Here is a 21,404-nt window from a genome sequence, read left to right on the forward strand (position 1 = left end):
GCTTGCCCAAATACGGAATTGAGTATCTTGGAGTAATTTTACTCTGTAGCCTATAGAGATAATGACATCTAAGCTGTAGAAATTTGGAGCTTTTTATCGAGTGCTCCTTCACGGTAAATATTTTGAATATGCTCGTTGATAGTTGACTTAGCTTTCCCAAATAAACTTGCCGTTTGATCTTGAATAAGCCAAACAGTTTCATTCTCTTTACACTTCATGAATTTTGTAAGGCTAGTAGAAGAGAGCAGGACAGATGCTCTGCCGCCAAAATAATTGACCGGTTTTTCAAAATTCCAGTTTGCATCTTCCTATTCCCGATCTACAAATTTTACGTTAGGATTTCTTGGTATCTCCCTGTTATTAAAAACACTAGAGAGAAAATCACCAGTAAAACTCAGCTAAACATTATTGATGAAAGAGCACTTACAACTATTCGGTGGGTAATTTAGAGAAATAGGAATCACCGATAAGTAAGCTATCCGCGAAAGCAAAAATTAAGGCCTTGAGCCTTATCAAAAGTTAATAGTTGTCTTACAGAAAATAATTCATGCACCTTTATTTCAAAAACCAGTTAATTTTGCCGCCAAATTAAAATTTTAATGTGGGATTTATTAATAGCTATGGCGTGGAGTGTATCTCCCTTAGGTGAGGCAAAAGTTGGAATTCCCTACGCCTTAGTTCACGATGTCAATATATTTATAGCGTTTATTGCTTGTTTCGGTGCCAACTTGCTGGTTTTCCCCATCATGAAATTTTTCTTGGCCTTTGTAAACCGACATTTCCTAAAGTGGCGGTTCTATAAAAAATCGGCAATCTTTGTAGCGCGAAGAGCAAAAACCGGAGCCGCAAAAGGTGTTAAGAAATACGGTTTTTGGGGCTTGCTGATCTTTGTAATGCTGCCCATCCCCGGCACAGGCGTTTATGCAGGGTCTATTGCTGCTTATTTATTCGGCATTGAATCGAAACGCGCTTTCTGGGCCAATGCAATCGGGATATTCCTTTCGTGTGTATTTGTCTGGACAGCCACACTGCTTACAATGGAGGGGATAGAGATGAATCAGGAACGGTAAAATCTACTTAAGATGAGCCAATCGTAACAAACTATTAGATAAGTACTTGATGAATATCGACCAAACCAAAAAGACACCACACTGCAGCAACTCCTCGTAGTGGAAGGATTTACTGAATAGAAGGAGAAGTATGGGATTCGGTTTTAAGTATACCTGGCGTTGACTTTTAGTTCTTGGCTCTTTACCCTTGCCCTTTGACGTTGTAAAGCATCGAGTGACCTGCATGGGATTAATTTCTGAATTAAAACAACCCGAATTAAGATAGTTTGAGTGGCTGGCGGTTGAGCTTTACCTCATACACATGGCGGCTTTTGCAAAGTAATTATGAGGCGACCCCTTTATCTCCCTTTTTCGATTGAATGACGTACAATACGACTGGCATGGTTTGAACCGGGATAAGTGGCACAATAACTTTCGAAATTATTTTCATAGTCAATACAATCAACCCAACATTTATGGCACAACGGACAGCGAAATTAGTGGCACTGTTAGAACCGAAGTTCATATCATGACCAATCTAAAATACTGGCGAATTTACCGTTCCAAAGAAGACTCTTCCGGCCTATACGATTCTCTCAAATCAGGATATTTATGAAGTAGCAAATGCCAAGCCCCAATCGCCGGAAGATCTAATCTAATTTGAGGCTTCGGCAACCGAAAAGTGGAAAAATATGGAGAGGATGTGCTTGGTATTTTGGGGGCTTTTTGTGGGGAACAATGTAAGTTACAAGATGACCCAAAACTGGAACGACAATTAAGAAGGCTTGAACGTATAAACCGTTCTTGTTTCTGTTAAACGTACCACCTCATCCGAATCTTCATCATGTAAGCTCAATCCCTTCTTTCTTGTTTTAAGCATTTGTATTACCTCTTTATAAGGCCACTCTATTTCTTGAAAAAAACTTTGAAACGCTCTACCATTCTTTTTAGCAGCCGCAACATGTTTGAAATTTGCCTCTACAAAAGCTTCTCCTTCTAATTTCGGCGAAACTTTCACTGCCACATCCAGATCGCCCAAAATTTCTTTATCTGTCAGGTAACTACCAAAAACTTTTAGGGTTTCTACCCGATACAAGTATTCCTTAGAGCCATTAACCCGTTTTGCCTTTTCAATTATTTCGGCGAGCAATAAATCCGCCTTTTGGCGACTTATCGGCGGATTGGCCGAAGCCATACCAAATCCAAACCCTTTCTCCGTCTCAGCTAAATTGTAATAGATTTCGTTATCATCGGTTTTCTTTTCCAGAATCAGGTAATTCTCATCGATCAAGCCCTCCATCACTTTACAAGCTATTGCCCGGGATTTTTTCAATCGTTTTGCAATCTTCATTTCTAGTTCTGACTTGGTATCGCCCCACAAAAGACGCTTCATGGCAGCTTTTACCACCGCCCTGACTTCAAGAATAGGTTGACCAAATAATTTGTCTTTCGGATCTAAACGCATATTTTAGATTTGTGAATTACGAGGTTTGAATTACGAATTACGAGTTTTGAATTACGAATTCCTAATTGATCATTCCTAATTCACAATTCCTAATTGATAATTGATAATTTACAATTAACCATTCATAAAAGGGCTTAAGTACACGCTAATTCCCTACAGGGTCTTGTAATTCAATTAATGATTTATTAAACGAGAATAATTTCCAGTTTCTTTCCCGTTTTCACAACCGAATTGATGGAAGGTAGATTTTCTTCAAACCTGACATCAACCACGCTGCCACGTGTAGCGACAACCACCCCTGTACTTTTAGAAGATATCTCGTTTTCCATTATTGGTTGTAAATTGATTGGACAATTAAATTTAAAAGCTTAAAAATTTGTGAAGTCACAGCCTTATCATCTTTTTTGATGGCCTTTTAATATCTAAAATCCACATATTTCAATATGTAAACTTATGCATCTTTGATGAGACAATATATGACTTATGTCATGTAATCAAAGGATTAACCTTTTTTACTGTCCATTAAAATTGAATTTATAGCAGGTATTCGCGCAAATGGAGAGATATCGTCCAGTTCGTCCCCGATTAAAAGCTATAGCTGCAGATCGACTGACACTTAAGAGCACACAAGACATTAGGTTTGAAGAAAACCATGGCTACAGTCTCACAATTGCAGTTTTGAGTTCAGCCGTGCGATACTTTTGCAACTTGAATAACTAACTTAGCGCAGCGGTCTCACGTGGTTATTGAGCGCGGTCGAAATGCAGCGCAGCAAGTAATTGAGAATTCAGGTACGGATAGAGATCATTTTGAAATGAGACTAATCAAAATCCAATTTCTATCCGAACCGGACAATGATCAGACCCATAAAATTCTGATAATATCTCAACAGACTTAATTTTATCTACCAACGAATTACTCACTAAAAAGTAATCTAATCTCCAACCCACATTCCTTTCTCTCGCGTTAAACCGATATCCCCAATAAGAATAAGCCACCACATCGGGATGGTAATGCCTGAAGGAATCTACAAATCCGGTATTTAGGAAGTTATCCATTCCATCAATTTCAACTTGTGTGTAGCCTGCCGTTTTATTGTAATTCGCTTTATCGTTTTTAATGTCAATGGGTTGATGAGCCACATTAAAGTCGCCACAGACAATAACAGGCTTCGTTTTCTCCAAATGTTTTAAATATTTGAGAAAATCTGCATCCCATATTTTTCTGTAATCAAGCCTATCCAGTTTTTGACCGGAATTTGGAACATACAGGTTCACCAAATAGAAATCCGAAAATTCTGCACATTGCACTCTTCCCTCGTTATCGTGCTCTGCTATTCCCATGTCATTTACAATCGAAATGGGCTTAATCTTGGTCAAAATAGCGGTGCCGGAGTATCCCTTTTTCACCGCTGAATTATAATACCGGTGGTAATCGCTCATTTCTGACAACGTTTTTTCAACCTCAGCGTCCTGGGCTTTCGTTTCTTGAAGACAGATAATATCCGGGTTCATTTTATTGATATCCTCAAAAAAGTCCTTTTTAGCAATGGCCCTTATGCCATTTACGTTCCAGGTAATTATATTCATATCTATAGTCTATTCTTCCAATTGCGTGAATTTGCAAATCTGTTCAAAACAGAAATAAATCTAACCTTTTTTTATTAATCTATCACTTTTTCTGCTGTAGTTGCCGTTTTGAATTAACCTTTTTGATTCTCTCAAAAAATATCCGTGGCTAGGTTTTGGGGTTCGGCAATATGATTTAGCCCCTGAAATGGATTATGGAATACGCTTTTTGGTTCCTTTCATAAAGTTACATCAATGATAGTGGCCAAAAAGCTTAGGAATTGTTGTCGCGAAGCTTTGGTTCCTGAGCGGTACCGAAGGATACAAGTCCTTGGTTTGCAGGTTGTATCGAGATGCGTTGCGACCGCTAGATGTGACCTAATATAATGATAGTATCAAACCTTGAAATACCTATTCTTCAGCAGAAACAATTACGTAACTTTAAAGGTTATATAATTTAAACCATCAAAAATCAACAAACTATGAAATTTCAAATGCTTGCTTCTGCGCTGGGCGTATTGCTATTAAGCTCCTGCGCTACCGTATATAAATGTGGCGAACCACGTCCTGAAAAATTCAGTGCCAATAAAAAAGTAACCGCTTTGGTAGATGAACGCGACTCGCTTTGCACGACGCTCGAAGAGGTAAAGAATGAAAATTCTGCGCTGGAAACCAATTTGGCAGAGAAAAAGGAATCTTTGGCAGCGCTTGAATCGGAATACAATAATTTGAAAGCTAAAAGTTCGCAAACAGCTGAAGAGTTAAGTGCCGAATTGGTTAACAGAGCACGAATGCTGTCAGAACGTGAAGCACGCATCAATGAAATGCAGTCAGAAATTGCACGCCGCGATTCCATCACCGCCAGGCTAAACAACATTCTTCGTGATGCTTTGCTTGGCTTTAAAGACGACGAGCTTACGCTAGAAGTGAAAAACGGGAAAGTATATGTGTCAATGACAGATAAATTGCTTTTCAAATCGGGAAGTGCAGCAGTAGAAGAAAAAGGTAAAGAAGCGATTGAAGCACTTGGAAATGTATTGGCCAAAAATCCAGATATTGATGTATTGATTGAAGGGCATACCGATAACGTGCCAATTAAAACAGCTTCATACAAAGACAATTGGGATTTGAGCGTTGCCCGCGCCACGTCTATTGTTCGCTTGTTAGCAGACAAGCACGACCTAGATGAGAAACGCCTTACTGCAGCTGGACGCGGCGAGTTTCAGCCACGCGCCACAAACGATACCCAAGATGGTCGTGCTCAAAACCGACGTACTGAAATTATCCTTTCTCCAAAACTGGATGAATTGATGAATTTATTGGGGCAGTAATAAGATCTTCTACATTTGTAAAATGTATTTTAAAACCCGCTCTTTGACTTAAGGAGTGGGTTTTTCTATACCCTAAAATCAATTTAAAAATTCAACCTATCTTGAGCAAAATTTTCTTTCCTTTTCTCTGATTATGAAATACATTCTAACTTCTCTACTCTCGCTCACTGTTCTTTTAAGTTTTGGTCAATCGCTTCAAACTGTTGAAAGTGTAGAATATGATCATGAAAATCAGCGGTTTCTAGTTTCTAATGGAAATTCTATTATTGCTATCGATCAATCTACTGGGGAACTCTCCTATTTTGGAAATGCCACGGCATCATATGGTATGGAAATTATGAACGGTAATCTTTTTGCCATCAGCGATGGACTTATTCAGGGCTTTGATCTGGCAAGTGGTGGTGAATCAATGAGCCTGTCAATTCCTGGTTCAGGATTCTTAAATGGAATGGCTTCTAATGGAGAATCAACCATATGGGTTACCGATTTTAGCAACGACCGCATTTACGAAATTGACGTTTCTGATTTGCAAAATCCCACTTGGGAAATAGTAGTAAGCAATACCAATTCGACGCCAAATGGAATAGTTTATGACGACCAAAACAATAGATTGGTATTTGTAAACTGGGGAAATAATGCGCCTGTAAAAGCTGTTGATTTAGCCGATTACTCCGTCTCTACTCTTACAGATACAAATCTGGGCAACTGTGACGGGATTGACAATGACTCTGAAAATAACTTCTACGTTAGTTCCTGGTCGCCGTTGCGCATCAGCAAGTTCAACTCAACATTTTCAGGCACACCTGAAACGATTATTGCTCCAGGCATCTCTAATCCGGCAGATATTTGCTATGCCAAGCAAATTGATACACTAGCCATTCCCAACAGTGGAAACAACACGGTGACATTTATTGGGTTCGACACAGCAGTAGGCATTGAAAAAGTAAATTCTTCACTGTTCAACTTTCAGATTTTTGGAAACCCTGTAACTGAGCAATCTTATTTGTCTTTCAACTGTGAAAAGTCATCTGATGTGACTTTAAATCTTGTTGACATCAACGGTAAAATTATTGAGACATTAATTAGCAATCAACGAATTATAGGCCAATATAAAGTTCTACTTAACGGAATTGACTTTGATAAGGGAATTTACTTTGCTACACTTCAAATTGACCAAATTACAACGGTTAAAAAGCTTATTTACGATTGAGACTGCTATAAAAATTTAGGAATTCAAATAGGGGAAATAATTAATCCTCTAATCGTGGCTTTCCCCTTTTCAACTCTGTATCTTTGCCTCTTCTATGGAATTTTTGCAACATACGCTCTCAAACGGAATACGACTCGTACTCAAGCCAACATCAAATAGTCAGACCGCTCATTTTGGACTAACAGTAAATGCAGGGTCGAGGGATGAGCTTGACAATGAACAAGGGCTGGCTCACTTTATTGAGCACTGCCTTTTTAAAGGCACAAAACGGCGCAAAGCTTTTCACATTCTTAACCGCATGGATAGCGTTGGCGCCGAGCTCAATGCATATACAACTAAAGAAGAAACAGTGATTTACGCATCCTTCCTAAAAACGCATTTTGAGCGCGCAGTGGAAGCTATAGCTGATATTGCGCTCAATTCTATATTTCCTGAAAAGGAAATTGCAAAAGAAAAAGATGTAATTCTCGACGAAATTTTGAGCTATCAGGACAGCCCGTCTGAATTGATTTTTGACGATTTTGAAGAACTCGTTTTTAAGAACCATCCCATAGGTCGTAATATTCTAGGTACCGAAGAAAGTGTAAAAGCGCTCTCCAAAGAAAATATCCTGGATTTTTTAAGTCGCCGCTACAAAACATCTGAAATGGTTTTGAGCGCCGTGGGAAATATCGATTTCAAGAAGTTTATTCGCCTTGCAGAAAAATATTTTGGAGAAATACCCGAGTCGAGCGCCGCTCTGCCGCGAAAACCAGTGACAGAGATTCAAACAGAAAGAAAGCTGGTAGAAATGGACACCTTTCAAGCGCATCTCATAATGGGGGGCGAAGCTTATGCGAATGACCACAAAATGCGCACGGCTACTGTATTAATGAACAACTATCTGGGTGGTCCCGCAATGAATTCGCGCCTTAATATGAATATTCGCGAACGCCATGGTATAGCTTACAATATTGAATCTGGATATCAACCCTATACCGATTCCGGAATTTTTTCTATTTACCTCGGCACCGACAAGAAACTGATTGAGAAAAGTGAAAAACTGGTTCTCAAAGAATTAAAAAATCTTAGAAATACTGCGCTCACCTCTACAGCCTTACACCGTACAAAATTACAGTTCAAAGGTCAGTTTGCATTGGCACAGGAAGGAGGAGTGAATATGATGCTCGCTCTAGGCAAAAGCATTATCTCTCGCGATGAAGTAATTTCGACAGTAGACCTTATGCAAAAACTAGACGCAGTAAGTACAAAGGACATCTTAGAAGTAGCTAATGAAATACTTGATAGCGAAAAGATGAGCGTTTTGATTTATGGATGATTCTTCAATGGGCAATTGACAAGAAGCAATAGGCAATAGGCAATAGGCAATAGGCAATAGGCAATAGGCAAAATTAATACTTCATGTGAGTTCGACGAGTTTAGCCGAGAATGTTTCAGAAATATGTTGAATGGGGAGTTCACAATCTCAACATTAGGTAGATTGATCTTTCAGTTAGATAATAGAATATTTGTCAATAAAAGAGTGATTGCGTCTGATTTCCGGTTAAATCACAAAATGTAAAAGCGTCGTATCTCAAACCCTATTTCTTTGATAATCCGGCATCATAAAAAGCCAGTGGAAGCAAGGCGTGTGCATTATCTGTAATAAAAATAGAGCCAGATGGTGAGCCGGTAATAATCTTTATCGGTTCGTTTTGAATGCGCTCGTATTCAACCATTACCTGCCGACATCCACCGCAAGGTGAAATAGTCATATCTTCATCAGCTGATATCGGTTTTGCTACAACAGCCAATATCTTCACAGGCACCCCCGGATAATTTGCGGAAGCAGAAAAAAGAGCTACCCGCTCGGCACAAAGTCCGCTGGGATAAGCCATATTTTCCTGATTGTTGCCTTTTACAATTTCTCCATTAGCCAAAAGCAGCGCACAACCGACTTTAAACTGGCTGTAAGGCGCATATGCATTGCCCATTGCTTCAATAGCAAGATGAAACAATTGCTTCTCTTCCTTTGCGAGTTCATCGACCGATTGAGCCTGATGATATGCTATTTTAACTTCTTTCTTTTCCAAATCTGACGACCAATGTAATAAAACGATGGAGATTACCCACTAATAAGGCATACACAATATGCACTCACTCCTTCTTCACGACCTACATAACCCAATTCTTCGGTTGTAGTGGCTTTAATAGAAATGGCATCAATGTCCGTTTCCAGAATACCGGCTATAATGGCCTTCATTTCGGGAATAAAAGGATTAACTTTTGGTTTTTGCAAGCAAATTGTGCAATCGATATTCGAAACCGAGTACCCTTTTTCAGAAACGAGTTCTATCGTTTTCTTTAACAATAGCTTGCTATCAACGCCTTTTAAAGCCGAATCTGTATCGGGAAATTGAAAACCAATATCGCGGAGATTTGCCGCACCAAGCAAGGCATCGCAAATAACATGAAGCAATACATCGGCATCTGAATGTCCAAAAGCACCTTTTGTGTGCGGGAGGGTTAGCCCACCCAAGACAAAAGGATGATTATCTCTGAGCTGATGTACATCAAACCCAAAGCCAACTCTTATTTTCATGTAAATTAATTAGCAGCTTGCACTTTAGAATTTCCTTTATCGAAACGCATGCTCAGTGTAAAGCGCAACGTATTAGCCAAAGGATTTTGCTGACGTGTAGCAATCAAATAAGATAAATCAAGGCCAAATACATTGTACCGGAAACCGGCACCAATGGTAAAATATTGTCGATTTCCTTTCGTAGGGTGTTCGTAAAAGTATCCACCACGCACCGCAAATTGATCGGCATACCAATATTCCATACCAACAGAATGGTTTATTTCGCGTAGTTCTTCTCTAAGTACACTCCCCTTTTTCACTGTAAGTTGGCCATCTATTACTTCAGAATTTCCCTGTTCATCATATACTGGAGTACCGGGAGCATCATTAAACGACCCGAACATACCTGCTGCAACACCGACATCGGGATCGCGACCTGCAATGATTTGCGTCGGATTTGTTTGATCGTAGATGGGCGGTGTTGGCACTAATAGTTTATTTGCGTCATATACAAAAGAAATGCTGTTGTATTGATCCAAATCGATAGTAAGCGCTGTACCCAGGCGAAGATTAGCCGGAAGGAAATCGCGCTGCGAGGTATTCGTATAAGAAATCTTATTACCAATATTCGAAATCACCATTCCAAAAGCCAGCTCTCCATCTTTATCGCCAAATGAAATATCGTCATTCTTATAATATCCGGCAATATCTACAGCAAATGCATTAGCAGCTTTTGAATCTGCACCGCTCACACCTACTCCACCAGTAAGATTAGAATTAATCCATCGGGCAGTGATGCCACCAGAGAATCTATTCGATAGTTGGAGAGAATAGCTCACATCAAGAGCAAACTCTGCCGGCCGGAATGGACGTATTACCTGGCCGTTATTATCTGTGAAAGTAATATCGCCCAGCGTAAAATATCTAAGACTCGCGCCGACAGCTGAGGTTTTATTCAATTTCATAAACCACGATAAATAGGCCAAATTCATATCATCAACCAGCTTTCGCAGCCATGGGCTGTAAGAAAGTGAAATCTGCATCTGATCGTCTGAAAACGCCAGTTTTGATGGGTTCCAGTGCTGTGCGTTGGCATCTGAAGACACGGCTACGCCTGCGTCGCCCATAGCTCCCGAGCGGGAATCAGGACTAATCAACAAAAACGGAACTGCCGTTGTAATAGCATTTAGTTCATCTTCATCATTGCGTCCGCTAACGCTTTGAGCAGTTGCCATCATTTGAAGTCCAAATGCGGCAGTTAAAATTAAAAATATCTTTTTCATGCAATTTTTCTTGCGAGGTACAAATATAAGTAAATGATCTTTGTTCATGCGCTTAGTTTAATACAACCAACTTCTCAAATTTTTCAACCTGTTCGCCTGAAGGATTTCTAACGGCTAATTTATAAACATATACTCCGGTAGCCAACCGGTCGCCGTAATCGTCGCGCCCATCCCAAGCAATAGGTTCATTACGAAACCCATCTGTATTAGATACAGTATTTATAGATTTAACAAGTTTTCCGCTGATGGTGTATATCTGAACAAGAACGTTCAAGAACTCACAGCTTTGGTTATGTTCAAAATAAAATTCGGTATGGGTTGTAAAAGGATTGGGATAATTTAGCACTCTGGTAATAGAAAAATCTTCATTATCTGACACCACAAATTCAATTTCAGTCTCGTTTGAATTGTTGTGCACATCCCAAACTTTCAATTTAATATTGTGCTTACCCGGCTCAAGTTTATCAAACTGGTACTGCACTTTTCCACTTTTGAAGGTGTTGAGATCAGATTCGTAATAATCATTCAGCACCATAGCATTGCTTTCATCGCCATCTATTACTGCTGTAATATCATGGCCTATTCCGCTACCTACCGTATTAATTCCATTTTCATCAAATATGGTGGCAACCAGGATAGGTGTATCGTTGGTATAACCTCCGAACACAAAATTCTCGTCATTCAGATATACATTCAATTCGGGCCCCGTACCATCATTTACAGCATTGGGGTCTCTGCTTCCTATTTTCAGGCTGTCCTCATAACCAGTAGCATCGTTTACATCGCTCATTGCGTAAAGGCTAATGCGCGCGGTACTGTCTATCGCAAAAGAAATATCTTTTGGAATAACAAAATCAAATGTAAAGAGTCCATTTTTCACTTCAGCGTTTCCTTTATAAACCACATTTTCTTGTGAAGGATACGTAAACGGGACACTGCCGGATTTATTTGCAAGCGTTTCTTTTATTTCAACACGGTCAAAAACGGTAGCATTCAACCTACCATTAAAATTACCGAGCGTTGATCCGTTTTCAGTAGTAACGTGTCCATTTACGCGCACAACACCTAAAGCTTTTAATGTATCAACAGCATTTCCAAGAGTGTCGGTAATAGACAAGACTGACGCAATATATCTAGGCACAGCCATAGGAATTGCCGGGTCTCCAATAAGGCTAAAGTTGCGCAGATTTGACGAACCAGAACTCAGCGAAGTGGCATTTTTAGCTTCGCGGCACGGATCTCCTACCCTGATTACAACTTCACCTTCGGGTCGATTAAAGAACGCCTCGTAAAACGCATCGTTTAAAACTTTGTTTGGGCCTGAATATACGAGCCTGGTGGTAGTTAAAAGCGTTATCGCTCCACCATTCCCATTCAGAAGGGCAAGCTCACCAGCCGAGGTAAATAGAGGGTCGTCGTAACGCGTAAACTCGCAAGTAGCTGTAATAAAAACAGGGAGTTTAGCACCATTTCCCCAATTGAGTATCATAGGAATATCGAGAATTCTTTCGGCTGCCAAACCGAGCTCGCCCCCGTGTCCTACATAATTCATTATAAATGCTCCATTTTCCACAGTTCTCTCAATTGCTTTATTTGCAGCGGGATACCGCGCACCACCAGGAGTAGCCACCTCGGGAAAAGCATCTATAAAAATGCGTTCAATATTGTAGTCGCGCGAGTAACTTTCAATAATATTAGAGTAGCTCATTGCGCCACTCATGTGTGTATTGTTGTCTTCATCATCGGCTACCAACACAATAGAATTACGCCACGCGCCAAAATTGGTAGTATTGTCGCCACATACGGTGCAATCGTCATAAAAAGTTTGAGGCTTTATTTCCACATACTTTCTGATTTTGTTTACAACAGAATTCGCTTCCTGCTTATTTTTCGCCACAATTCTACCCACGGCCATATCCATCAGATCTCGTGAATCTTCGCCGTCATCGTCAGAGAGCAGTGTAAAATAATCGTCGCTTACATAAGAATTAGTTGGCGAAAGTGAATTTGCCGATTGAAATGTAGGTATCAGGTTGGTATTACCGGGTGTAAAATTTTTGTTGTCGTAAGAGCCATCGCCAAAAAGGAGTAAGTACCGTGTCATTAGAGCTTCATTGCCATTAGCGCGGTCGTATAACATTTTCATAAACCACTTTATTGCAGTTACATCGCGCATGCCGGATGAAAATTCATTGTAAATCTCTTCCAACCTCACCACCTGAACATTCAGCGGATCGAGCTCATAATTACGGTGCAAATCTGCCAAATCTTCGGCATTATCCATAAGCAGCGAAGGAGCCACAATAATCATATCTATTCGCTCGCTACCACCAAGCGCATGAAGATTTTGATTTTGAACAGATCCAAAAAGTGTAGGAGTCTTAAAGCCTGAATTAAATCCTATAAATTCTCTTAGAATTTCAGTAGATAAAGTAAACACCGCCTGATCGCCGATTCTGTTAAAACTCACGCTGCGTGCATTCGTTGGGTCGGTAACGTCCCATATCTGAGTTTGTAGAGATACATTAGCGACAGTAAAACGGGAGGTAGTGCCCACTCCTACAGATTTTGCATCACGAAAAGCCATTTGATTTCCGGTCATTCGAAGTTTTCTGCGCGTATTAATGTTAAGCCAGTCAAGCCAGCCGGTAGCAGATGGCGCATTTTTTTGATAATTGATATTAATATTTAAAGCCGGACTGGCATTAGTAAGTCGTACTTCCAGATTTCTGACTACTCCAAAATTACTCGTGCCCGATCCCGACACCGCACTGGCCGTCACCACATTTTCAACACCATTCACTCCCAGCGTAAAAATACAGGTTCCAGGTACAGTAGTGCGCGAAAGCACACTGGCTCGAACTACAGTTTCTGCTGTAGGATCAAGATTTGGAAAAGTATATATCTCACCACTATAATTATATGTAGTCTGAACGTCAAATTTCTCACCATACCAATCTCGGCCACTTCTCAGCATGTTCTCACGATCTACCTCATGAAAGGTGTAATCATTAAAAGTGATGGATTCATAATTAGGCGGATTTCCTGAAGATGCCAGACTTGTGACTCTTGCCGGCATATCGCCTGTATTTATACCAATAAAATAATAAGACGTATCAACATAGTTGTGTTTATGATGATCAAAAAGCTCGGTAGCATTATTATAAGTCCATTTATCCGGCCCCTTGGCATAAAAAAGAATATAATCCGTATCGTCAAATGATTCATCGCCTTCTCCTTCTACCACAATTTTGTTAAGCACTAAGTCATCTGGTCTATCCACACTATTTTCAAAAGGCAACTGGCCGTAGCCATTTCCATAAATATTGAGCGATTGCGGATTTAAAACGTCCACATCTATTCCCAAGGTTTGCAGATCAGATTTGGTGATTTTATACATCCCATCTTCAGCAACTCCTATTTTGTACCATTCGCCTTGAGCGAGAACACTATTATTTACAAAACTTGCCGATTTTGCTCTGGTAGAAATCCTATTTTGCTTCATATTTAATTTAAAGCTAGAAATAAGCTTTACCGAATTAGACCCGAATTTAAGAGCTGCAGGGAATTTATACAGCAAATAATTAATCCCTCTTTCTTCTTTCACACTCCACTCAAACCCCTCATTTACAGAGCTCGGAATACCAGGCGACAATACTTTACCCCGCGCCGCTTTTTCAATAAAGTCTATAGGTGTAATAGAGACATCAGTAGCCACCATTCCCTTGCCAAGCTCGAACTTGCCAAGGTAGTAAGGTGCATAGGCATTTTCTTCTATTTGCTCACAAATAGTGCATTCAGGAACCGTTATTTCACTTCCGTTTAATGTATAGGAAGAAAATTCTTCACTCCATTTTATGGTTGTGTTTTCGCGTTGCTGAGCCTGCATTACAGCGGGTAACAACGTATATAACAGCACTATGGTTGATATTCGCATCTTAATAATGATTAACTTGGTAGAGCCATAAATACAATCTTCTAAAAGATTTCTCCCAAAGAATGTTGAAACATCCTTTATAAATAAGTATTTTTAACCTCAAACAATGCAAAAACGAGTGAAGCAAAATTATATTGTACGCTTAGAATTAATGCTCGGGGTTAGAGTTTAAAAAATTTCGTATAATTGGTGCTTCAAAAAAACTGCATTTTTACCAAACTATATGTTGAGGAAAACCATTGTATTAACAATTATACTTAGTACGATATGTTGTTTTAGCTTCGTGCAAAACGTATCTGCCCAAGATCCTTCATTTACGCAATACTACGCTAATCCGCTCTATTTGAACCCTGCTCTTGCGGGTACAAATAAGTGTCCGCGTATGGTGTTAAATTTTAGAAATCAATGGCCTGCCCTTGACGGAAATTTTGTGACCACTGCGGCGTCATATGATCAATATGTTGACGCAATTAACGGCGGTTTGGGCTTTTATGTGATGAATGACAATGCCGGAAGAGGCACTTTAAATTCGTTTAATATTAATGGAATCTATTCCTATCAACTTACATTATCCAAATCTTTTTCGATGGTTGTGGGCTTCCAAGGCACCTATTTCCAAAGGTCATTAGACTGGAGTAAACTAACCTTTGGTGATCAGATTGATCCGCGACGTGGTTTTATTTACGAAACCCAAGACACTCCCCGAGGAGGAACAGTAGATAATGTTGACTTTTCTACAGGGGCAGTTGTATTTAGTGAAAACTTTTATGCGGGTATTGCCGTACACCACTTATTTGAACCAAATGAGTCGTTAATTGTGGCAGAATCTCCATTAGAAAGAAAATACACATTCCACGCAGGAGCTACCATTCCTGTAAATAAAGATGTGCGCGGAGAAACGGAAACAACCATTTCTCCAAACTTTCTGTACCAGCGTCAATTTGACTTTGTACAGTACAACATTGGAGTTTATGTGAAGCGCGGACCTCTTATTGGTGGTGTGTGGTATCGCTTTGAAGATTCAATTATTGCACTTATGGGTGTTGAGACAGACAGATTTAAGGTAGGCTATAGCTATGACCTTACTACAAGCCCCCTGAGCACCAAGACGGCCGGGTCGCATGAAATTTCATTTGCATTAAATTTCAATTGCCGACCACAAAAGAAAAAGTTTAGGGCAATAAATTGCCCACAGTTTTAGTTTTAGTCTGAAGAAACCTGCATTAGATATAATAAGCATGAAAACCAACACAAGCACATTAATCAGTTCCCTGGCTCTTGCCTTCGCTGCGCTTACTTTAAGTTCGTGCAATTATGAAAGTAGCAACGCCACCGGGTGGAATTACAATGATTCAAAAAATGGTGGCTTCGAAAAAGCTCCTGACTATGGCCAGGAAACCGGCCCTGGTTTGGTTCTTATTGAAGGTGGTTCATTTACAATGGGTGCCACAGAAGAAATGCTCACAGATAAGTGGAGCAATATTCCCAGAAGGGCGACTGTATCATCTTTTTATATGGATGAAACTGAGGTAACAAATATATACTGGCGCGAATATCTGTACTGGTTACAACGCGTTTATAGTGCCGACTATCCCGAAATTTATGACAAAGCTCTACCAGACACGCTTGTATGGCGTTCAAAGCTAGCGTATAATGAACCTTATGTAGATTATTATCTGCGCCACCCCTCTTATAACAACTACCCGGTAGTTGGGGTTAACTGGTTACAAGCCAATGACTTTTGCGCATGGAGAAGCGATCGTGTAAACGAGGCTATTCTTATTCGTGAAGGGTTGTTTGAACATTTTCCGCAACAAATTAATGAAGATCATTTTAGTACAGACGCATATTATTCCGGTCAATATGAAAGTGGCAAGCGTGTAGATGGATTGCCTGATCTTGATCCAGATAAAGAGTTTAGAAATGTCCGCATGGAAGATGGTATTCTTCTACCACGCTACCGACTACCAACAGAAGCAGAATGGGAATATGCAGCTTACGGTCTGATTGGAAACTCATATCAGGAACTTATTACAGAAAGAAAAGTATATCCATGGAATGGACACTACGTACGTGAAGGCAATAACAATAGCCGCTATTACGGCGAGTTTGTAGCCAATTTTGTGCGCGGCCGCGGTGATTACATGGGTGTTGCAGGTTCGCTAAATGATAATGCTGATGTAACTGCACCTGTATTTAGCTACGAGCCAAATGATTATGGCCTTTATAACATGGCAGGCAATGTAAGCGAATGGGTCATGGACGTTTATCGTCCGCTTAGCCATGAAGATGTGGATGAGTTCAGACCATTTCGTGGAAACGTGTATGAAACCAAAGTGCTAAACAGCGAAGGGAATATTGACGACAAGCTTACCATCGTAACCTATGATGTGGCAGGTGTAAACAAATACTTGAAAGACTTTAGCAAGCTAACGGAAGGAAAATTAAATGCGGAAGAAGCGCAATTGATGGAAAACCTGATGGCTGCATCAGATCAGGCTTCAGAAAGATTTAATGACGGTAAGGCAGATGAGGCTTATACTTTAGTGCGCGACGGAATACAGCAAATAAGATCTAGCAATGTGCGAATCGCTCCAGAGCTAATCAGCGGTATGGGTCAATTTGTAGAAGATACTCCCGGAGATCTGCGCATGAGAAAAGTGAGACCTGAAGAAAATATAGATCGTGACAACTATAGACTAGCCGATAACATTAATTACCGCGACGGTGATGCACAATCTACAAAAGATTATTTGAGCCCCGCAGTTAACGACAATAGCATGTACGATTACGGTTCTTCTACACTTATTAGCAATAGATCTCGTGTGTATAAAGGTGGAAGTTGGAGAGATCGCGCCTACTATTTGAGCCCGGGTACACGTCGCTTTATGGATGAGCGCAAAGCCACTGCTACAATTGGATTCAGATGTGCAATGGATCGTGTGGGAAGTCCGAAAGGGCTTAATCAGGGAAAATAACCAACCACTCGTTTAAAACATTTTAAAAAGCCGATGCAAGTTAAGCGTCGGCTTTTTAATTTTGATTAAATTTAAGACTTTCTAAGACTGAAATTTAAATCACACAAAAATCAAAAGTGCACTCCACTCTTTTTCACCGTTAATCTATATCGCTCTATGACCAAAACTCAGGAACTTTATACTATTTATCAGAGTCATCCACGGGTAAACACCGATACCCGAACAGATCTTAAAGATTCCATCTTTTTTTGCTTAAAGGGGCCCAATTTTGATGCGAACACTTTTGCGGACGAAGCCCTTAAGAAAGGAGCTGCTCATGTGGTGAGCGACAGCAGCGTAAATGCGGGAAAAGCGAAAATCACTGTGGTGCCAAACGTATTGGAGACACTACAGGAGCTCGCTAAACATCACCGCAATATGTTTACTTTCCCAGTTATAGGATTGACGGGAAGCAATGGAAAAACAACCAATAAGGAATTGATTTCTGCCGTTTTAAGTGAGCGTTTCAAAACGTATTTTACCGAAGGTAATCTCAACAATCATATTGGAGTACCGCTCACTTTGCTACGCATTCCGCTAGATGCCGAAATGGCAGTCATAGAAATGGGTGCTAATCATCAGGGCGAAATTCGAGATTTGAGTGCGATATGCCAGCCCGATTTCGGAATGATTACCAATATCGGAAAGGCGCACCTCGAAGGATTTGGTGGAGTAGAGGGTGTGATAAAAGGCAAAAAAGAACTTTTTGACTACTTAGAGCAGAATGGAGGAAAAGTTTTTGTAAACGGAGATGATAAATTGCTTTCAGGTCTTTCAGCAAATCTAAATCGTGTTGTTTTTGGTAAAGATGGTGCAGAATATTTTGTTGAAGGCTCTATTATTGAGTCATCCCCGTTTCTTTCTTTCAGGTTTTCTCACCAAGGTGAAGCGAGTAAAGAGATAAAAACCAGTCTTGTAGGCGCGTATAATTTTTACAACCTTCTTGCCGCATCATGCATAGGAACATATTTTGATGTTGACATGCCCAAAATTGAGCAGGCTCTCAAAAAATACATTCCGACAAATAACAGGTCGCAATTACTCAAAACCGAAACCAACGAAGTAATTCTAGATTCCTACAATGCCAATCCGAGTAGTATGGAAGCCGCCGTTGATAGTCTGAATGATCAAAAATCGACTTCAAAATACGCGCTCCTAGGAGAAATGCGCGAGCTGGGTGTTACAACCACTGAGGAGCATCAAATTTTAATCGACAAACTCCATAGGCTTGGAATAAATGCCATTTTGGTGGGAAATGGTTATAAACTATGCGACAAAAAAGATTTTCGCTGGTTCGAAAATTCCATTGATCTGATTGATTATCTTAAAGACAATTCCATTAAAAACAGCCTTATCCTGCTTAAAGGTAGCCGGGCAGTAGCTATGGAAAAGGTGGTAGATTTTCTTTAGCTTTAAGCAGTAAGCTTCTAGCTGCAAGACCATAGGCAGAATCTTTTCTTCAATGCCTGAACTAAATGATTGGCGTGAAGAAACGTACTGCTGCGCATTTCCCGAAACCAAAACTAACTTTTAATCATCTAACCTACGCCATTATGCAAAAAAGAGAATCCTATTAAACTATTTCTCATTTTCAAATATCCAAGTGAGAAAAAAATTCTTTTAAAGGTGAAAATCGATTATTGTAGCACTAGTGACTTAAAGCAAGAAGCTTGAGGCTTACAATTAAAATTACTCACCCAAAATAGCTCTAGAAATAACAATTTTCTGCACTTCGCTCGTACCTTCATAAATCTGAGTAATCTTAGCGTCGCGCATCATTCGCTCTACGTGGTATTCTTTCACAAAACCATATCCTCCGTGTACCTGAACAGCCTCTATTGTAGTATCCATGGCCACTTTAGATGCAAACAGCTTAGCTTTTGACGAAGCGAGATCAAAATTCTCATTGTTGTCTTTTTGCTGCGCTGCTTTAAGACAAAGCAATCGAGCCGCTTCAATATTGGTAGCCATATCGGCAAGTTTAAAAGCGATTGCCTGGTGCTGGTGTATTGGTTTTCCAAAAGCCTTACGCTCCTTGCTGTAAGCCAAAGCCAATTCGTAAGCTCCGCTGGCGATACCCAATGCCTGCGCCGCAATACCAATCCGCCCGCCACTAAGTGTTTTCATGGCAAATTTAAATCCAAATCCATCTTCGCCTATTCTGTTTTCCTTTGGAACTTTTACATCCTGAAACATCAGTGTGTGGGTGTCGCTTCCACGAATTCCCAGCTTATCTTCTTTGGCACCCACAACAAACCCTTCCATTCCGCGCTCCAGTATAAGACAGTTAATTCCTTTGTGCCCTTTTTCGGCATGAGTTTGAGCAATAACCAAATAAATGGAGGCAGTTCTACCGTTTGTAATCCAGTTTTTTGTACCATTTACCAAATAGTGGTCACCTTTATCGATAGCAGATGTTCTCTGCGAAGTAGCATCAGATCCTGCTTCGGGTTCGCTTAGGCAAAAAGCACCTATTTTCTCGCCGGAAGCGAGTGGTTTTAAGTATTTTTGTTTTTGTTCTTCTGTACCGTATTTTTCAATACCCCAACATACGAGGCTATTGTTAACTGAAACACAAACCGAAGTAGAAGCATCAATTTTAGAAAGCTCTTCCATGGCAAGAACGTATGATACTGTGTCCATACCGCTTCCACCGTATTTGGGATCAACCATCATTCCCATAAATCCAAGCTCTCCAAGTTGCTTTACTTCATCTTTTGGAAACCTTTGTTCTGTATCCCTTTCAATTACGCCCGGTTTTAACACATTTTGTGCAAAATCTCTCGCCGCATCTCTTACCGCTTTTTGTTCTTCCGTTAGTTCGAAATTCATATTCTTGTGGTTTGTTTTCAGATGGCGCAAATTTATAGTTTTCAATTCATATAATCATGACAGAACCACCAAAGAGTAAAATAAGGAATTATTCCACCGGCATTGGCATTATGTCCGGTACTTCTTTAGATGGGATAGATTTAGCTTTATGCAAATTTTCAAATAGTTATACCTTTGATCTCTTGAATTTTAAGACTGTTTCATACTCGCACAAGTGGAAAAAGAAATTGGAATCTGCTCATCACTTAAGTGGAATAGAATTGCGATTGTTAGAAATAGAGTATTCGAGATATACGGCTTCTTTCGTTTTAGAACTATTGAAAGAGACAGGTCAAAACGTCGATTTTATAGCTTGTCATGGGCACACAATATTTCATCAGCCCGAAAACAATCTTACTTACCAAATGATAGATGGGAGTATTTTGGCTGCCCTTTCGGGAATAACGACCGTTTGTGACTTTCGATCTGGCGATGTGGCTCTCGGCGGGCAGGGAGCGCCACTCGTACCAATCGGCGACGCATTATTGTTTGGAGAATATGAAGCCTGCTTAAATTTAGGTGGTTTTGCAAATATGAGTTACGAAGAAGCAGGAAAAAGAATTGCTTATGATATTTCGCCAGCCAATTTATTGCTCAACGAGCTGGCAAGTCGCGAAGGTTTAGATTATGATAAGAATGGGGACTTGGCTCGTTCGGGAAAGATTATTATGCCGCTACTGGAAAAACTCAACTCCTTAGAATTTTATGGAGCGCAACCTCCCAAATCGCTTGGCCGCGAATGGCTTGAAGAAAAAATATTACCATTCATAAAAATGGGCACCACCCGTGATTTACTCGCTACAGCTGTGGCTCATATTTCTGATCAAATTTCCCATTCTTTAAACCAATCTGCTGCAAGCGGAAAAGTACTCGTAACGGGTGGAGGCGCGCACAACACCTATTTAATGGAATGCATTTCTCAAAAATCAAATCTGAAAATAGAAATTCCATCCGCTAAGATTATTGATGCTAAAGAAGCCATTGTGTTTGCCCTTTTAGGAAAATTGCGCTTAGAAAACAAAACAAACATCTTGTCGTCAGTTACGGGAGCAAGCCACGACAGTTGCGGAGGGGCGGTGCACCATTGATGCTAATTTTGTTAACGAACAAACT

17 protein-coding genes are annotated in these 21,404 nt (G+C 40.2%); 8 read left to right on the forward strand and 9 right to left on the reverse strand.

The genetic code is table 11. From position 1 onward, the window contains the following. Positions 1-68: 68 nt before the first annotated feature. Positions 69-218 carry a hypothetical protein gene (locus G3O08_RS04695; protein WP_239540960.1) on the reverse strand — a complete coding sequence of 50 codons (150 nt, stop codon included), beginning with the start codon at positions 216-218 and terminating at the stop codon, positions 69-71. 381 nt (positions 219-599) lie between these two features. Here G3O08_RS04695 and G3O08_RS04700 point away from each other — a divergent pair, with 381 nt between their 5' ends. Further along, positions 600-1,070, forward strand: a complete 471-nt coding sequence (locus G3O08_RS04700; RefSeq protein ID WP_239540963.1) for a COG2426 family protein — start codon at positions 600-602, stop codon at positions 1,068-1,070. A gap of 754 nt (positions 1,071-1,824) precedes the next feature. Here the strand turns inward: G3O08_RS04700 and G3O08_RS04705 are convergent. The 3 genes from G3O08_RS04705 to G3O08_RS04715 all read right to left on the reverse strand — a co-directional run bounded on the left by G3O08_RS04705 (position 1,825) and on the right by G3O08_RS04715 (position 4,103). After that, complete coding sequence (locus G3O08_RS04705; RefSeq protein ID WP_163283520.1) at positions 1,825-2,514, reverse strand: hypothetical protein; 690 nt, start codon at positions 2,512-2,514, stop codon at positions 1,825-1,827. Positions 2,515-2,699: 185 nt separating this feature from the next. Then, on the reverse strand, positions 2,700-2,843 hold the full coding sequence (locus tag G3O08_RS04710) for a hypothetical protein (RefSeq protein ID WP_163283521.1): 144 nt from the start codon (positions 2,841-2,843) through the stop codon (positions 2,700-2,702). Positions 2,844-3,338: 495 nt separating this feature from the next. Continuing rightward, a complete protein-coding gene (locus tag G3O08_RS04715) occupies positions 3,339-4,103 on the reverse strand; it encodes an exodeoxyribonuclease III (protein ID WP_163283522.1) in 765 nt (254 codons plus the stop codon). A 461-nt stretch (positions 4,104-4,564) separates the two neighbouring features. Here G3O08_RS04715 and G3O08_RS04720 point away from each other — a divergent pair, with 461 nt between their 5' ends. The 3 genes from G3O08_RS04720 to G3O08_RS04730 all read left to right on the forward strand — a co-directional run bounded on the left by G3O08_RS04720 (position 4,565) and on the right by G3O08_RS04730 (position 7,941). Further along, complete coding sequence (locus tag G3O08_RS04720) at positions 4,565-5,413, forward strand: OmpA/MotB family protein (protein ID WP_163283523.1); 849 nt, start codon at positions 4,565-4,567, stop codon at positions 5,411-5,413. A gap of 133 nt (positions 5,414-5,546) precedes the next feature. Beyond that, positions 5,547-6,623, forward strand: a complete 1,077-nt coding sequence (locus G3O08_RS04725) for a T9SS type A sorting domain-containing protein (RefSeq protein ID WP_163283524.1) — start codon at positions 5,547-5,549, stop codon at positions 6,621-6,623. A gap of 94 nt (positions 6,624-6,717) precedes the next feature. Further along, entirely contained in the window at positions 6,718-7,941 is a 1,224-nt protein-coding gene (locus tag G3O08_RS04730; protein ID WP_163283525.1) for a M16 family metallopeptidase, read from the forward strand. Between the two features lie 262 nt (positions 7,942-8,203). Here the strand turns inward: G3O08_RS04730 and G3O08_RS04735 are convergent, their stop codons facing one another. From G3O08_RS04735 to porU, 4 genes are read right to left on the reverse strand one after another with little or no spacing between them, the layout of a single operon-like run. Next, entirely contained in the window at positions 8,204-8,695 is a 492-nt protein-coding gene (locus tag G3O08_RS04735) for a cytidine deaminase (RefSeq protein WP_163283526.1), read from the reverse strand. 32 nt (positions 8,696-8,727) lie between these two features. After that, complete coding sequence (gene ispF / locus G3O08_RS04740) at positions 8,728-9,204, reverse strand: 2-C-methyl-D-erythritol 2,4-cyclodiphosphate synthase (protein ID WP_163283527.1); 477 nt, start codon at positions 9,202-9,204, stop codon at positions 8,728-8,730. A gap of 5 nt (positions 9,205-9,209) precedes the next feature. Next, positions 9,210-10,466 carry a type IX secretion system outer membrane channel protein PorV gene (porV, locus tag G3O08_RS04745; protein WP_163283528.1) on the reverse strand — a complete coding sequence of 419 codons (1,257 nt, stop codon included), beginning with the start codon at positions 10,464-10,466 and terminating at the stop codon, positions 9,210-9,212. A gap of 52 nt (positions 10,467-10,518) precedes the next feature. Continuing rightward, positions 10,519-14,403 (reverse strand): type IX secretion system sortase PorU, encoded by a 3,885-nt coding sequence (gene porU / locus G3O08_RS04750; protein WP_163283529.1) that lies wholly within the window; start codon positions 14,401-14,403, stop codon positions 10,519-10,521. 223 nt (positions 14,404-14,626) lie between these two features. On the opposite strand from porU, the gene G3O08_RS04755 reads away from it, so the two are divergent. The 3 genes from G3O08_RS04755 (at position 14,627) to G3O08_RS04765 (ending at position 18,830) form a co-directional block, all read left to right on the forward strand. Further along, positions 14,627-15,604 (forward strand): PorP/SprF family type IX secretion system membrane protein, encoded by a 978-nt coding sequence (locus G3O08_RS04755; protein WP_204336772.1) that lies wholly within the window; start codon positions 14,627-14,629, stop codon positions 15,602-15,604. Positions 15,605-15,641: 37 nt separating this feature from the next. Beyond that, positions 15,642-17,381, forward strand: coding sequence for an SUMF1/EgtB/PvdO family nonheme iron enzyme (locus tag G3O08_RS04760; protein WP_163283531.1), 1,740 nt, complete (start codon positions 15,642-15,644; stop codon positions 17,379-17,381). 156 nt (positions 17,382-17,537) lie between these two features. Beyond that, positions 17,538-18,830: a UDP-N-acetylmuramoyl-tripeptide--D-alanyl-D-alanine ligase gene (locus G3O08_RS04765; RefSeq protein ID WP_163283532.1), complete on the forward strand. Its 1,293-nt coding sequence runs from the start codon at positions 17,538-17,540 to the stop codon at positions 18,828-18,830. A gap of 279 nt (positions 18,831-19,109) precedes the next feature. Here the strand turns inward: G3O08_RS04765 and G3O08_RS04770 are convergent, their stop codons facing one another. Continuing rightward, positions 19,110-20,252: an acyl-CoA dehydrogenase gene (locus tag G3O08_RS04770; protein ID WP_163283533.1), complete on the reverse strand. Its 1,143-nt coding sequence runs from the start codon at positions 20,250-20,252 to the stop codon at positions 19,110-19,112. Positions 20,253-20,308: 56 nt separating this feature from the next. On the opposite strand from G3O08_RS04770, the gene G3O08_RS04775 reads away from it, so the two are divergent. Beyond that, positions 20,309-21,379 (forward strand): anhydro-N-acetylmuramic acid kinase, encoded by a 1,071-nt coding sequence (locus G3O08_RS04775; protein ID WP_239540966.1) that lies wholly within the window; start codon positions 20,309-20,311, stop codon positions 21,377-21,379. The last annotated feature ends 25 nt before the right edge of the window (positions 21,380-21,404 follow it).

It is taken from the genome of Cryomorpha ignava (genome assembly GCF_010686655.1).
In the GTDB taxonomy this organism is placed as follows: Bacteria; Bacteroidota; Bacteroidia; order Flavobacteriales_D; family Cryomorphaceae; genus Cryomorpha; species Cryomorpha ignava.